The sequence below is a fragment of the Herbaspirillum sp. Her3 genome (genome assembly GCF_057961275.1).
Genome location: NZ_CM176328.1, coordinates 2,474,026 through 2,487,517 on the forward strand (window position 1 = coordinate 2,474,026; position 13,492 = coordinate 2,487,517).

General features: G+C 64.2%; 15 protein-coding genes. 13 read left to right on the top strand and 2 right to left on the bottom strand.

Annotation, left to right across the window (positions count from 1 at the left end):
• Nucleotides 1-105 precede the first annotated feature (105 nt).
• The gene (locus ACVC5H_RS11335; RefSeq protein ID WP_489622386.1) at nt 106-1,608 is read right to left on the bottom strand and encodes an efflux transporter outer membrane subunit; all 1,503 of its coding nucleotides are present in this window, start codon (nt 1,606-1,608) and stop codon (nt 106-108) included.
• Between the two features lie 262 nt (nt 1,609-1,870).
• On the opposite strand from ACVC5H_RS11335, the gene ACVC5H_RS11340 reads away from it, so the two are divergent.
• From ACVC5H_RS11340 to ACVC5H_RS11400, 13 genes are all read left to right on the top strand, one after another.
• A complete protein-coding gene (locus ACVC5H_RS11340; protein ID WP_489622387.1) occupies nt 1,871-2,488 on the top strand; it encodes a TetR/AcrR family transcriptional regulator in 618 nt (205 codons plus the stop codon).
• A 238-nt stretch (nt 2,489-2,726) separates the two neighbouring features.
• The gene (locus ACVC5H_RS11345) at nt 2,727-3,356 is read left to right on the top strand and encodes a methylamine utilization protein (protein WP_489622388.1); all 630 of its coding nucleotides are present in this window, start codon (nt 2,727-2,729) and stop codon (nt 3,354-3,356) included.
• A gap of 34 nt (nt 3,357-3,390) precedes the next feature.
• On the top strand, nt 3,391-5,781 hold the full coding sequence (locus tag ACVC5H_RS11350; RefSeq protein WP_489622389.1) for a putative bifunctional diguanylate cyclase/phosphodiesterase: 2,391 nt from the start codon (nt 3,391-3,393) through the stop codon (nt 5,779-5,781).
• A 57-nt stretch (nt 5,782-5,838) separates the two neighbouring features.
• On the top strand, nt 5,839-6,852 hold the full coding sequence (locus ACVC5H_RS11355; RefSeq protein WP_489622390.1) for a DUF3034 family protein: 1,014 nt from the start codon (nt 5,839-5,841) through the stop codon (nt 6,850-6,852).
• A gap of 31 nt (nt 6,853-6,883) precedes the next feature.
• A complete protein-coding gene (locus ACVC5H_RS11360) occupies nt 6,884-7,309 on the top strand; it encodes a group I truncated hemoglobin (RefSeq protein WP_489622391.1) in 426 nt (141 codons plus the stop codon).
• A 103-nt stretch (nt 7,310-7,412) separates the two neighbouring features.
• Nucleotides 7,413-7,784 carry a COG4315 family predicted lipoprotein gene (locus ACVC5H_RS11365; RefSeq protein WP_489622392.1) on the top strand — a complete coding sequence of 124 codons (372 nt, stop codon included), beginning with the start codon at nt 7,413-7,415 and terminating at the stop codon, nt 7,782-7,784.
• Nucleotides 7,785-7,802: 18 nt separating this feature from the next.
• A complete protein-coding gene (locus tag ACVC5H_RS11370; RefSeq protein ID WP_489622393.1) occupies nt 7,803-8,360 on the top strand; it encodes an RNA polymerase sigma factor in 558 nt (185 codons plus the stop codon).
• On the top strand, nt 8,357-9,214 hold the full coding sequence (locus tag ACVC5H_RS11375) for an anti-sigma factor family protein (protein WP_489622394.1): 858 nt from the start codon (nt 8,357-8,359) through the stop codon (nt 9,212-9,214). Before ACVC5H_RS11370 ends, ACVC5H_RS11375 begins: the two co-directional genes overlap by 4 nt.
• Nucleotides 9,215-9,424: 210 nt before the next feature.
• Complete coding sequence (locus ACVC5H_RS11380; RefSeq protein ID WP_489622395.1) at nt 9,425-9,616, top strand: hypothetical protein; 192 nt, start codon at nt 9,425-9,427, stop codon at nt 9,614-9,616.
• Between the two features lie 228 nt (nt 9,617-9,844).
• Nucleotides 9,845-10,030, top strand: coding sequence for a YjfB family protein (locus tag ACVC5H_RS11385; protein ID WP_489622396.1), 186 nt, complete (start codon nt 9,845-9,847; stop codon nt 10,028-10,030).
• 208 nt (nt 10,031-10,238) lie between these two features.
• Nucleotides 10,239-10,541 carry a helix-turn-helix transcriptional regulator gene (locus tag ACVC5H_RS11390; protein WP_489622397.1) on the top strand — a complete coding sequence of 101 codons (303 nt, stop codon included), beginning with the start codon at nt 10,239-10,241 and terminating at the stop codon, nt 10,539-10,541.
• A complete protein-coding gene (locus tag ACVC5H_RS11395) occupies nt 10,538-11,875 on the top strand; it encodes a type II toxin-antitoxin system HipA family toxin (RefSeq protein WP_489622398.1) in 1,338 nt (445 codons plus the stop codon). The genes ACVC5H_RS11390 and ACVC5H_RS11395 overlap by 4 nt, the downstream gene beginning before the upstream one ends.
• A complete protein-coding gene (locus ACVC5H_RS11400; protein WP_489622399.1) occupies nt 11,872-12,771 on the top strand; it encodes a pseudouridine synthase in 900 nt (299 codons plus the stop codon). Before ACVC5H_RS11395 ends, ACVC5H_RS11400 begins: the two co-directional genes overlap by 4 nt.
• A 15-nt stretch (nt 12,772-12,786) precedes the next feature.
• On the opposite strand, the gene ACVC5H_RS11405 is transcribed toward ACVC5H_RS11400, so the two are convergent.
• Nucleotides 12,787-13,455, bottom strand: a complete 669-nt coding sequence (locus ACVC5H_RS11405; protein ID WP_489622400.1) for a GntR family transcriptional regulator — start codon at nt 13,453-13,455, stop codon at nt 12,787-12,789.
• Nucleotides 13,456-13,492: the final 37 nt, after the last annotated feature.

Genomic DNA, 13,492 nt, shown 5'->3' on the forward strand with positions numbered 1-13,492 from the left:
TCAGCCTTGCCACAGGGCAGGGCCGTCCCGTTCACCGGCGGCGGGGTGGAGAAGCCGGTGGCGGGCAGGGTTCAGTTCACTGGCGGGTGCAGTCCTTGGCGGCGCTCAGCGCGACTGCGCCGGGGCATAGGCCAGCCCGGCCTGCTGGGCGTCGAAACCGCCGCCCAGCGCCTTGTAGAGCGCCACCTGCTGGTCCTGGCGCTGGGCTTGCAGGGCTACCAGCGACTGGCGCTGGGCCAGTACGCTCGTTTCGGCCGACAGCAGCGTCAGTTGCGAGACCAGGCCCAGGCGATAGCGCTCACGCGCCAGGTCATAGGCTCGCTCGGCTGCCTGCAGGGCTTCGCGGCGGATCGGCAGCTGGCGGTCGATGGAGTGGATCGCCGCAATCTGGCGGGCCACGTCGGCATAGGCATCGTTCAAGGTCTTGTTGTAGGTGGCTACGGCCAGCTCGTAGTTGGCGTATTCGCCCTTGAGCCCGGCCCGCAGTGCGCCGCCCTCGAAGATCGGCAGCGTGATCGCCGGGCCGAAGGCAATGCTCTTGCTGGCTGCGGTGAAGGGATTGCTGTCGATGAGGCTGTCGAAGCCGATCATGGCGCTCAGGTTGATGTTCGGATAGAAGCGTGCCTTGGCCACATCCACACCCCGGCTGGCGGCTTCCACCTGCCAGCGGGCGGCCACGATGTCCGGGCGGCGGCCCAGCAGGTTCAACGGCAGGTCGGCCGGCAGGGCCGGAGTGGACAGGCTCTGCAGCGAGGGCGGCGCCAGTTGCAGGCCACGGTCGGGACCCTTGCCGCTCAAGGCGCCCAGCTGCTGGCGCAGCAGCACGATCTGGCCGGCGCTTTGCTCCAGCTGGGCACGCGCATCGGCGCTGCTGGTGCGGGACTGGTTGCGTTCGATCTGGCTGTCCAGGCCCGTGCGTACACGGTCGGCGGTGATGGTTTCGAGGGCGCTGCGTTGCTGCACGGTGCGTTGCAGGATGTCCTGCACCGCATATTGGGCTGCCAGCTGGCTGTACACCGAGACGATGGAGGCCGTCAGTGCCAGCCGCGCTTCCTGCTCGCTGGCCTGGGCGGCTTTTTCGCTGGAGATGGCCTGCTCCAGGGCGGCCTGGTTCTTGTTCCAGAGATCGAGTTCATAGCCGACGTTCAAGCCCGCTTTTTTCTCGTTGTACCAGTTGCCGCCGTAAGGCGCCGGATAGACCGTGGTACTGGAGAACTGGTTGCGGATCACCGAGGCTTGCGCATCGACGCTGGGCAGCAGCGGTGCGCCGCGCGATTCGGACAGGGCGGCGGCCGCAGCAATGCGGGCGCGTGCCTGTTGCAGGCTGGGGCTGGAGGCCAGGGCCTCCTCGATCAGCGTGGTGAGCTGGGCATCGCCGAACTGGCGCACCCAGTCGCTGCCGGGCCATTGCCCGTGGGGCGCGCCAGGATTGGGATCGGACAGGCTCTGCTGCGTGCTGAAGTCGCGCGCCTGTGCCGGCTGCTTGTCGCTGCCGATGCCGGCGAAGCTGGCACAGCCCGCCAGCCCGATGGCACCGATCAGGGCGGCCAGCATGGCACCGGCCGCCTTCGCCCGCGGCCGGGTGGCGGGCGAGGTGATGCGTTTCATAGAATTCTCCACGAAGAAATGTTTGGCGATACGAGTTATTTGGCGAGTTTTGCGACCTGCGGCAACCGAATCAGTCCGCAATGTGCAGCAAGGCCTTACAGGACCGGGTGGATGAGGCAACAAGCGCTTGCCGGAATTTACGAGTACCATCCGAAGGTCGGCGAGTAAAAACTCATTTTTCGTATTATACTGTGATATACGAACATTCACTCACGTTGTGAATTCGCGTCGGGGGCGGGCGAATTCCTTACCAAAGCTGCCAATGAAACTGCAACCCAGAAAAGAACCTCGCCAGGCGCGTTCGCGGGCGATGGTCGATACCATCCTTGATGCCATGTCGCGCGTGCTGGTCGAGCGTGGCTACGCCAAGACCAATACCAATCTCGTGGCCGAATCGGCCGGCATCAGCGTCGGTTCGCTGTACCAGTATTTCCCCAACAAGGATTCGCTGATCTTTGCGCTGCGCGAGCGCCACGGCACGCGCATGCTCACCCTGTTCGAGGATGTGGTGGCGCATATCGACGCCAACGGCACGCTCTCGGGCGACTTCGAAAAGTTGATCAATGCACTGGTGGCGGCGCACTTGCTGGAACCGGAACTCAATCGCATCCTCGAAGAGGAATTCCCCGCCTACAACCTGCCGGTATCGCAAGAGATCCGCCAGGGCTTCTTTGAAGCCATCCGCCGCGTGCTGGAAAAGCATCGCGCCATGATCACCCCGCCCGATCTGGATATGGCCGCTTTCGTGGTCCAGCGCATCATGAAGGCGCTCATCAAGGCGGTAGTCCTGACCGGGTATGGCGGAGTTTCGCCGACCAGCGTGCGTACCGAAATCCTGCCCGCCGTGATCGGCTACCTGACGGCTGGACGCAGCCAGTAAGGCCGGGTGTCCCGTGAATCCGGCGCGGGAATTCACGGGCATAATTGTGGAACTGAAGATTCAGGCAGCGGCCGTGCTGCCGGTTCTCGTGTTGTTGCTGCATGGCAATTAAGAAACTCCCCGATAGGCAACCCGCAGGGCATGCGTATAGTGGCGGGCAAAGAATGCTGGAGGAATGCGCCGCTGCCGGGGCTACCGCCGGCCGTTTCCTCCGCCCTTATTTTCCAGTGACAGCGATATGCAGAAAAAGAACACGCGCCGCGCCCCCTTCCTGGCACTTTTCCTGTGGTGGGCTGGTGCGTGGGCTTGCGGTGCCCAGGCGGCCGTCTCGGTACAAGTGTTGGACAGCGCCGGCCAGCCCGTTCCCAACGCCGTGGTCTACGCCGAACCGGCCAGTGGCTCCGCCGCACCGGCCAAACCACCGCGCCAGGTCGAGATCGAGCAGAAGAACAAAACCTTCATTCCGCTGGTCACGGTGGTGCAGACGGGCACGCCCATCCTGTTCCCCAACCATGACACGGTGCGGCATCACGTCTATTCTTTTTCGCCGGCCAAGACCTTCGAACTGAAGCTGTATTCGGGCGTACCGGGCAGCCCGGTGGTGTTCGACAAGGCCGGCACGGTGGTGTTGGGCTGCAACATCCATGACGAGATGGTGGCCTACGTTCAGGTGGTCAATACACCGCATTTCGGCGTGAGCGACCGCAGCGGCGTGGTGCGGCTGGAGGGCATCGCCAACGGCCGGTACGCGCTCAAGGCCTGGTACTTCACCATGGGACCGAACCAGGCCGCCGTGGAGCAGCCGCTGGAGGTACAGGGCGAGGGCCGGGCCGTCATCAAACTCAACGTCAAGGCAGTGCCGTTGTAAGGCCGGCTGACATTACACAGGAAACGGGGCAGGGGTGCGTCTTTACCGTCTGGAAAGCAAGATCGTCGCGCTGTTCATCATCCTCATCGTGGTGGTGCAACTGGCCGGCTTCGTGGCGATCCGAACCGCCATTGATCGCAATGCCCGCAGCGCCATCAGCGAGGAACTGGTCATCGGCGAGCGCGTCTTCACGCGTCTGTTGGACCAGAACGCCCAGAAGCTGACCCAGGGCGCGCGCCTGCTGGCCTCGGATTTCGGCTTCCGCCAGGCCATCGGCACCGATGACCGCGCCACCATCGCTTCGGTCCTGGCCAATCACGGTGCCCGCATCGGCGCTTCCATCGGCATGCTGGTGGGGACCGATGGCCTCATCCATGCCTCCACCCTCGACTATCCCGATACCGATCTGCAGCGCAGCAGCCTGGAGCTGGTACGCCGCGCCGGCAATGGCAATGGCGCCGCCGAGAGTGCCGTGGTCGGCGACAACCTGTTCCAGATCGTGGCCGTGCCGGTCAAGGCGCCGGTCACGATTGCCTGGGTGGTCATGGGCTTCCCGGTGGACCGCGATCTGGTCAACGACATGCGTGCGCTGTCGCAATTGCAGGTCTCCATCCTGGTGCGCCAGCGCGGCGGCACGCGCTGGTCGGCCGATGTTTCGACCCTGCCCGATGCCCAGGCCAAGATGATGGCTCAAGAGGCCAGCAGCCAGCAGCTGGGCCAGGCCGGCGCCGCCGATGTGCAGATCGATGGCAACCAGTATCGCGCCCGCGTGTTGCCGCTGGCGCGCGCCAGCAATGGCCAGGAAGCGGTGGCGGTGCTGCAGCGTTCGGTGAGCGAGGCGGTGGCGCCTTACCAGCGCCTGCAACTGATCCTGCTCAGCATCACGGTGCTGGGTGTGCTGGGTGCGGCCTTGGCCAGCGCCGTGATGGCGCGCCGCATCACCAGTCCCTTGCGCGAACTGGCGGCCGTGGCCAGGCGGCTGGGGGAGGGTGATTACAGTGAAGGTCTCTACATCCGCCGCCAGGATGAAATCGGCCGCCTGGGAGCGGCCTTCGAAACCATGCGGTCGGAAATCGCCAGCCGCGAGCTCAAGATCAGCCGCCTCGCTTATCAGGACCAGCTCACCGGGCTGCCCAACCGGCTGCAGTTCGCCGACCTGCTGCGCGACGCCATCGGCCAGGCGCAGGCGCGGCCGGGCAGCAGTTGCCACATCCTGATGCTGGACCTGGACCGCTTCCAGCATGTCAATGACGTGCTGGGCCACAGTTTTGGCGACGCCCTGCTGCGCCAGGTGGCCGAGCGCCTGGCGGCCCGGTTGCAATATTCCGGGGCCAAGCTGGCGCGCCTGGGCGGGGATGAATTCGCCATCCTGCTGCCGGGCGTCGACTTGGACGGGGCACTGGACCAGGCCGCGCACATCCTGCGCGCGCTGGAGCAGCCGCTGTCACTGCAGGAGCAGACCGTGGACCTGGGCGCGGGCATCGGCGTGGCCGGTTATCCGGCCCATGGCGAGAGCAGCGAGGTGCTGCTCAGCCGTGTCGAGGTCGCCATGTATGCCGCCAAGCGCAAGGGCAGTGGCGTGGTGATCTATGATCCCGCCATCGACCAGAGCAGCCAGGAAAACCTGTCGCTGCTGTCCGAACTGCGCCGTGCGCTGGAGCGTGACGAATTCATGCTCTACCTGCAACCCAAGCTGGACCTGGCCACCGGTGCCGTGGTCGGCGGCGAGGCACTGGTGCGCTGGGTGCATCCTGAAAAGGGCTTCATCGGGCCGGACAATTTCATTCCCTTTGCCGAGACCACCGGCTTCATTCGCATGCTGACCCTGTGGATGATGGAAAAGGTGGCGCGCCTGTCGGCCGAGCTGCGCGCCCAGGGCCTGCGGCTGAAGTTCTCGGTCAATCTCTCCACCCGCGACCTGCTGGACCCGGACCTGCCGGCCGCCTTTGGCGCCATCCTCGAACGCCATCGCCTGGTGCCATCCGCGCTCTGCCTGGAGATCACCGAAAGCGCCATCATGGATGACCCGGCGCGCGCCCAGAGCACCCTGGACCGCCTCTCGGCCATGGGCTTTGCGCTGAGCATCGACGACTTCGGGACTGGCTATTCCTCGCTGGCCTACCTCAAGCGCCTGCCGGTGGATGAACTGAAGATCGACAAGTCCTTCGTCATGAAGATGGCGCAGGACCAGGATGACGCCAAGATCGTGCGCTCCACCGTGGACCTGGGCCATAACCTGGGCCTGCGCGTGGTGGCCGAAGGGGTGGAAAGCGAAGAGGTCTGGTTCCTGCTGCGGCAGATGGGCTGCGACCAGGGGCAGGGCTATTTCATGGGCAAACCGATGCCGGTGGAGCGCTTCATGGAGTGGCTGCCACAATGGCGCGCCCCGAAGGTGCTGGATCAGTCCGAAAATGTCGCAATATGAATAGTGGCGCAGGGGGCCGCGCCAGCAAAGGATGAACAAGAGGGGCGCAGGGGGAGCATGAAGAAATTGACCAAAAACGCGGCGTTTTTGCTGCTGGTGGCGCTGGCCACGCCGGTGCCGGCGCAGATGAGCGAAGCTGATCGCGATGCCTGGCTGCAGGCCCAGCAACGCAAGGCGGCCCAGGCCATGCGTGCCTCGGCTGCGGCGGCAAGCGAGCCAGCCACGCAGGACAATACGCAGGATAACAACACGCGCTGGATGCCCGACCTGGGCAAGCTCATCGCTACCGGCGGCGTGATCCAGGTCGAGGGTGCCGGTGGCGGCGGCTTGACGCCCTGGGCGCTCATCACCGGCTATGGCAGCCGCGACAGCTATGGCGCCAACGCCCACGCTACCTACCTCGCCACCCAGGACTACACGCTCAGATCTTATGGCGTGGCCGTGGGCCTCATGGATCGGGTGGAACTGTCGCTGGCCAAGCAGGAGTTCTACGGCAGCCTGGCGCCGCTGGCCGATCTCAAGATCACCCAGGACATCGTGGGCATCAAGGTCAGGCTGGCCGGCGATGCCGTCTACGACCAGGACCGCTGGTTGCCGCAGCTGGCTGCGGGCGCCATGTTCAAGCACAACAACGGCATCGGCGGGCTAGGCAGCGTGACCAGCGTCAAACAACTGGGCGCGGCCAGCGATGCCGGCATCGACTATTACTTGTCGGCGACCAAGATCCTGCTGGCGCAGAGCCTGCTTCTCAATGGCACGCTGCGGCTGACCAAGGCCAACCAGATGGGGCTGCTGGGCTTTGGCGGCGATCTCAATGACCGCTACCAGGCCATGGGCGAATTCTCGGCGGCTTACCTGATCAACCGCAAGCTGGCGCTGGGCGTGGAATACCGCATGAAGCCGCGCAATCTTTCCGCCGATCATGAGAAGGATTATTACGATGCCTTCCTGGCCTGGTTCCCCGGCAAGAACCTGTCGGTGACCCTGGCCTATGTGGCGCTGGGCGACATCACCGTCTACAACCCCAAGCGGCAGCGAGGCGTCTATCTGTCGCTGCAGGCCGGTTTCTGAACGTGAGGAAGCAGCAATGAACCACTTCAGGATGAAGCAAATAGTCAGCGCCCTGGTCCTGGCCTCCACCCTTGGTCTGGCCCAGGGGCAGACGGCACCTGACGACAGCCTGTTCCGTGCGCTCGGCGGTTTGCCGGTGATTGAGCGGGTGGTGCAGGACTTCATGGACACCATGCTGGCCGACGCCCGGATCCGCCATACCTTCAACAATTCCAATATCAAGCGGGTCAAGGAAAAGCTGGTGGAGCAGTTCTGCCAGTTGAGCGGCGGCGGCTGTGCCTATACGGGCGATCCGATGCGGGAAGTCCACCAGGGCTTGAAACTGACCAATGCTGATTTCAACGCCCTGGTCGAGGATCTGCAGTTGGCCATGGACAAGAACGGCATTGCCTCACGCACCCAGAACCGCCTGCTGGCGCTGCTGGCGCCGATGCAACGGGAGACCGTGACCCGGTAGGGAAAAATATTTTCCGGCGGCGGGAATAAAGCAGGGCCGCCTTCCGTATACGTCGGCATGGGTATGGCACATCGCGCAACCCGACCACGAAAAAGGAAACACCATGAGACTGCTCGCAACTTCCCTGCTGGCCCTGGCCTGCGCCTCGGTTTCTTTCACCGCCTCGGCCCAGAGCGCCGGCGTCAAGACCATGGACGGCATCCTGGTCGATGCCAACGGCATGACCGTCTACACCTTCGACAAGGACACCGCCAACAGCGGCAAGAGCGTCTGCAATGGCCCCTGTGCCAAGCTGTGGCCACCGGTGGCGCCCATGGGCATGCCTGCGGCCCCGTATTCCACCGTGACCCGCGACGATGGCAGCGCCCAGCTGGCCTACCAGGGCAAGCCGCTGTACCTGTACGAATCCGACAAGAAGCCGGGTGACCGCACCGGCGACAACTTCAAGGACATCTGGCACATCGTCAAGCCCTGACCGAGCCCCAGGTACGCCATGTTCGGACGCACTGCCAGGCTGCAGCGTCAGCAACGGGAACGGCAGGCCGACGAGCAAGCCATGCTCGCCTGCCTGCCGCGTCTGCGCCGCTACGCCCGCGCCCTGACTGGCGGGCGCGACAGCGCCGACGACCTGGTGCAGGACACCCTGGAACGTGCCTGGCAAAAACTGGACAGCTGGAAGCGCGGCAGCGACATGCGGCCCTGGCTCTTTGCCATCATGCACAACCTGCATGCCGACCAACGGCGCCAGCCGGCGCTGGTCACGGTGGAGCTTGAACAGGCGGCCGACGCGGCAGCGCCCCCGCCAGTGACCGAGCACGGCCTGGTGCTGGACCTGGAAGCGGCCCTGCAATTGTTGCCGCCCGAACAGCGCGAAGTGCTGCTGTTGGTGGTGCTCGAAGAAATGCGATATGAAGAAGTCGCCGCCACGCTGGGCATCCCCACCGGCACCGTGATGTCGCGCCTGTCGCGCGCCCGCGAGCGGCTGCGGCAATGGATGGAGGGGCCTGGCGGGCGCAGCGAGGCCGGCTCGACCCTGAAGGTGGTGAAATGAAGATTCCGGCACTTTCCGAAGAAGATCTGCACGCCTATGCCGACGGCCAGTTGCCGGCGGCGCGTGCCAGCGAGATCGCCGCCTGGCTGGAGCAGGACCCGGCCCATGCGGCGCACTTGCAGCGCGTGCGAGGCTGGCGGGCGCAGAACCGGGCCCTGCATGCGCATTACGATCCTGTACTGGAAGAACCCCTGCCGCCGCGCCTGGCCGCAGCCGTCCTGGCAGGGGCCGGGCAGTCCCATCAACGCCGCGATGAAGCCGGGCCGCGCGCGGCGGCCAACAGCCCGGCCTGGTGGCGTTACGCAGCCATGCTGCTGCTGACGCTGGCCGGCGCTGCGGGCGGTTGGGTGGCGCACGATCTGGCCGCAGGCAGCCACTCCCGCAATCCGCTCGCCACTGCCCCGGTCATGCTGGCGCGCCAGGCGGCGGTGGCGCATACCGTCTTCAGCGCCGACTTGCGGCGTCCCGTGGAAGTCGGTGCCGACCAGGAACAGGCGCTGGTCACCTGGCTTTCCCGACGGCTTGGGGCGAACGTGCGTGCGCCCAAGCTGGCGCCCTTGGGCTATGACCTGATCGGTGGCCGCCTGCTGCCGGGCCAGAGCGGCCCGGTGGCGCAGTTCATGTACCAGGATGCCGCCGGCCAGCGGCTGACCTTGTATGTCTCCCATGATCAGGTCCAGAACCGTGACACCGGTTTCCGCTTCGCCCTGGAAGGCCGGGTCAATGTCTTCTACTGGATCGATGGCCAGTTTGGGTATGCGCTCTCCGGCAGTATCCCCCGCGCCGAACTTTCCCGTATTGCCAGCTCGGTCTACGAGCAACTGGCCTCTCTTCCCCCAGTACCGGCGCGCTGAGCCACATAGGGCCAGCGCGGCCGCAACCTGCTGTTTACAAAGGTAAAAACAAGTAAGGAAACAGCAAAAACCGTCAAGGCGGGAGCATGCTCTGCGTTAACACATTTAATCATGACGTAAATAATTGTTTGTCATGGTATGTGGAATGTGTAAATTCTGGCGATCAGGCTGTCATCATGGTCCGGTTGCACTTCAGACAAGGAGTTTCATATGGTGGAGTTAGCAGCGATTGCCAGTGGCGTGGCGACGGCCTGGATGGCCGACAAGGCGGCGCAGTCTGTGGGCGTCGACGTGGGCAAGGTCGCCAAGGCGGCAGTGGGGGACGTGGTAGACGCAGCCAAATCGGTGGCGCGTTTGCCGGCCAACGTGAATATCGGCCGCATCATCAATACCATCGCCTAGACAGTCGGAGCTTGCGGTATCGGCGTTGGGCGATCGCACCTTTCTGGGGTGCGATTTTTTTTTGCGCAGAACATCCTCTATGTTGGGCTTATTTAGTCAAGCTGGCAGCAGCCTGTCTCGGATACTGAGCAAAACTTCTTGATTAATGTAAAGAAAGGGAATCCGGAGCCGTAATCAAGGCACCGGTCAACGCATCCTGTTTTCCGGTATCCCCAAAAGGAGAGCTTCATGGATGTCACTCAAATCGCATCACTGGCCAGCAACATGGCCGCGGCGCAGACTTCGGATTCAGTCAACGTGCTGATGCTGAAGAAGGCGCTCGATAGCCAGGCTGCCACAGCCGCTGGCTTGCTGCAGGCGCTGCCGTTGCCGGCCAACCCGAACATCGGGCGCAACGTCAATACCACCGCCTGAATACGCTGGCAGCCTTGAAATCGCAGTCCTCACAGGCTGCGATTTTTTTTCCCCTTTCGACTTGCCCCGTCCTTCACGCCCTGTTTTTAGATCTTAAGTACCAATAAATTAGGTATAAAATAAAAAACACAATTAATTGGTCTTGCATTCGACCAAATGTCCAATAAAATGGTCATATGTAAAAAGAACCATTTAATTGGATCTTCTCATGACCAATCTGCAAGACATCGGCCAGCGCATTCGCAGCGCCCGCAAGGCGCGCGGGATGACGGCCGTCACCCTGGCCGAGCGCGCCGGCATGCACCGCAATACCTTGCTGGCACTGGAAACCGGGCGCGGCAACATCGAGCTGGTCAAGCTGCTGGCGCTGTGCGAGGCGCTGGAACTGGACTTGCTGCTGCTGCCACGGCAGGCGGCCCCCCTGCGTGCGGCTGAGGCGCAAGGCAGCGGTAGCCAGACCGAACTGGGCGCGCGCCTGCAGGCGCTCATGGGCGAGGGAGGCAAGGCATGAGCATGCTGCGATCCCTGCGCATCCGCCTGGGGCAGACCGAGGTCGGCTCCCTGTTCGCACTGGACGACGGCCGCTGCTACTTCCGTTTCGATGACGCCTATGCCTTGCAGGGGGCGGATCGCCCGGTCCTTTCCCAGCTCTATCTGGCCTCCACCGAAGAGCGCACCCGCGCCCAGTTGCTCGATCCGACGCTGGCCGCCAATCGGGGCGATGGCCGGGGCGGCTTGCCGGCTTTCTTCCAGAACCTGCTGCCGGAAGGGCAGTTGCGCAAGCACCTGGTGCAGCGCGCCGGGCTGGCCCCGGACGATGAATTTGGCCTCCTGGCCTATTGCGGACGCGACCTGCCTGGTGATGTCTCGGCGTTGGCCGAAGAGCTGGATGAACGCGAGCTGGGCCGCTTGCTGGGGCAGGGGCACGACAGCTACGAAATGAGTTCCGGCCAGTTGCCGGTGCCGGGCGGGGAATCGCTCTCTGGCGTGCAGCCCAAGCTGGCCCTGGTAAGGGAGAGTGGCGGCCGCTACGTGATGCGCTCCAAGGACAGCCAGGGCAGCCACTTCATCGCCAAGCTGCCGGCCACCGATTACCCCAACATGCCGCAAGTGGAATTTGCTTCGCTCTCGCTGGCGGCGGCGGCCGGCGTGCAGACCTGCCGCTTCAGTCTGGAGCCGCTCTCGGCCATTGCTGAGCACCTGCCGTTCGGTCTGCGCAATGACGCCAGCCGTTTCCTGCTGGTGCAGCGCTTCGACCGCGATGCCCCCACCCCCACCGGCCGCCTGCACATGGAAGATTTCGCCCAGGTCACCGGCACCGCGCCGGCGGCCAAGTATGTTGGTACCTATGCGGCCATCGGCGTGGTCTTGCTGGAGCGCAGTACGCGCGGTGCGGAAGATGTCTACGAATTGCTGCGCCGGATCAAGGTCAACGAACTGCTCGGCAATTTCGACGCACACCTGAAGAACTTCAGCCTGCTCTATCACACCCCGCAGCAGGCTGCGCTGTCGCCGGCCTATGACATCGTGGCCTATGCCGCCTATGTGGGCGGGGACGGCCATGCGCTGGCCTTCGTGCCGGGGCAGAAGGGCAAGCAATTGCTGACCCCGGCCATCCTGCGCCAGCTCGCCAACCTGTGGCGCCTGCCCGAGCCCAGGCTGCAGGCGGTGCTGGTGGAGACCGTAGAGCGCGCCATGACCCAATGGCCGGCCTTGATCGACAGCCTGCCGTTCACCGACGCCCAGCGGGGCAAGCTGCTGGCGCATCTGGACGCCAATGCCAGCGTGGCCGCCTGGCGCCGCCGCGCCGCGCGCAGGAAACCGGCCAACGGGGAGGGCGCATGAGACCCACGCCGACCCTGCCCATGCGCGAGGGCCTCTCGCCCAGCTACCTCTGGCTGCAACCGGGACCGTGGCGCGACATGCTGTCCTTCCTGGCTGAACGGTTTACGGCAGTGCCCGAAGCGATCTGGCGCGAGCGTCTTCTGCGCGGAGAGGTGCGCAACCAGCAAGGTGAACACTTGCGTCCGGATTCGCCCTATCGCAGCGGGGATTGCATCTTCTATTACCGGGAATTGCCCCAGGGCGAAGAGCGCATCCCCGTGGAAGAAAAGATCCTGCATCTGGACGATCACCTGCTGGTGGCCGACAAGCCGCATTTCCTGCCGGTGATCCCGACCGGGCGCTTCGTGCAGGAAACCTTGCTGGTGCGCCTGAAGAAGGCCACCGGTCTGCAGGACCTGGTGCCCATCCACCGGCTGGACCGCGAGACGGCCGGGGTGATCGTCTTTTCACATCAGCCGGCCAGCCGGGGCAAGTACCAGTCCATGTTCCAGCAGCGGGCGATGTTCAAGGTATATGAAGCCATCGCCCCGCTGCGGCCTGATCTGGAGCTGCCACGGGTGCATCGCAGCCGCGTGGAAGAAATTCCTGAACAATTCTTCAAAATGTATGAGGCGCAAGGCGCACCCAATTCGGAAACCCATATTTCCCTGCTGGAGGCACGCGGAGAACTGGGCCTGTACCAGCTGGAGCCGGTGACGGGCCGGCGCCACCAGTTGCGCGTACACATGGCCGCGCTGGGCATTCCCATCCTCAACGATCTGTTCTATCCCGATGCGGTGCCCGTCGGGGTGGCCGATGATCTGGACAAACCACTCAAACTGCTGGCGCGTTCGCTGTTCTTCATTGATCCGCTGGACGGCAGCGAGCGCCATTTCGTCAGCCAGCGCAGCCTGTAGCCGGCTGGCCGTAGCTCATGCGGCCGACTTGAGCTGGTGCAGCGAGGCCACCAGGTCGGCAAAGCGCTGCCCCTGGATCATGATGTGCTGGCGCAGCACTTCCACGGTGCGCTCGGGATCGCCCGCAATGATGGCATCGACCACAGCCTGGTGTTCGTCGTAGGACATCTTCAGGCGATCCCGCACCCGCAACTGCAGGCGCCGGTAGGGCCGCAGGCGGCGGTGCAGGGCGCGCGCCTGCTCGGCCAGGAAACCGTTGTGGCTGCCGGCGTAGATATGATCGTGGAAAGCTTCGTTCAGATAGAAATAGGCATCCGGATCGCTGGCATCGCGCGCGGCCTGGCAGGCCTGGTGCGCCGCCAGCAGCTCGGCATGCTCGGCCGGGGTCATGCGGCGCGCAGCCAGGCGGCCGCACATGGCTTCGAATTCGGCCATTACTTCAAACATCTCAATCAATTGCTGCGGGCCGATTTCGGCCACGATGGCGCCCCGGCGCGGGCGCATCTCGACGATGCCCATCGAGGCCAGCTGGATCAGCGCCTCGCGGATGGGCGTGCGCGAAACACCGAATTGCTCGGCCAGTGAGGTTTCATCCAGATGCTGGCCGGGTGCCAGCTTGCCGACGGCGATCAATTCTTCGATCGATTCGCGCAGGGTTTCAGAACGGGTCTTTGGCGTATCCATGGTGATTTTTTTAAGGCAAGCAGTGTAAAGGGATCGT

Coding starts and splice junctions, on each gene's coding strand:
- ACVC5H_RS11335 (WP_489622386.1), bottom strand. CDS start 1,608: ATGAAACGCATCACCTCGCCCGCCACCCGGCCGCGGGCGAAGGCGGCC.
- ACVC5H_RS11340 (WP_489622387.1), top strand. CDS start 1,871: ATGAAACTGCAACCCAGAAAAGAACCTCGCCAGGCGCGTTCGCGGGCG.
- ACVC5H_RS11345 (WP_489622388.1), top strand. CDS start 2,727: ATGCAGAAAAAGAACACGCGCCGCGCCCCCTTCCTGGCACTTTTCCTG.
- ACVC5H_RS11355 (WP_489622390.1), top strand. CDS start 5,839: ATGAAGAAATTGACCAAAAACGCGGCGTTTTTGCTGCTGGTGGCGCTG.
- ACVC5H_RS11360 (WP_489622391.1), top strand. CDS start 6,884: ATGAAGCAAATAGTCAGCGCCCTGGTCCTGGCCTCCACCCTTGGTCTG.
- ACVC5H_RS11365 (WP_489622392.1), top strand. CDS start 7,413: ATGAGACTGCTCGCAACTTCCCTGCTGGCCCTGGCCTGCGCCTCGGTT.
- ACVC5H_RS11370 (WP_489622393.1), top strand. CDS start 7,803: ATGTTCGGACGCACTGCCAGGCTGCAGCGTCAGCAACGGGAACGGCAG.
- ACVC5H_RS11375 (WP_489622394.1), top strand. CDS start 8,357: ATGAAGATTCCGGCACTTTCCGAAGAAGATCTGCACGCCTATGCCGAC.
- ACVC5H_RS11380 (WP_489622395.1), top strand. CDS start 9,425: ATGGTGGAGTTAGCAGCGATTGCCAGTGGCGTGGCGACGGCCTGGATG.
- ACVC5H_RS11385 (WP_489622396.1), top strand. CDS start 9,845: ATGGATGTCACTCAAATCGCATCACTGGCCAGCAACATGGCCGCGGCG.
- ACVC5H_RS11390 (WP_489622397.1), top strand. CDS start 10,239: ATGACCAATCTGCAAGACATCGGCCAGCGCATTCGCAGCGCCCGCAAG.
- ACVC5H_RS11395 (WP_489622398.1), top strand. CDS start 10,538: ATGAGCATGCTGCGATCCCTGCGCATCCGCCTGGGGCAGACCGAGGTC.
- ACVC5H_RS11400 (WP_489622399.1), top strand. CDS start 11,872: ATGAGACCCACGCCGACCCTGCCCATGCGCGAGGGCCTCTCGCCCAGC.
- ACVC5H_RS11405 (WP_489622400.1), bottom strand. CDS start 13,455: ATGGATACGCCAAAGACCCGTTCTGAAACCCTGCGCGAATCGATCGAA.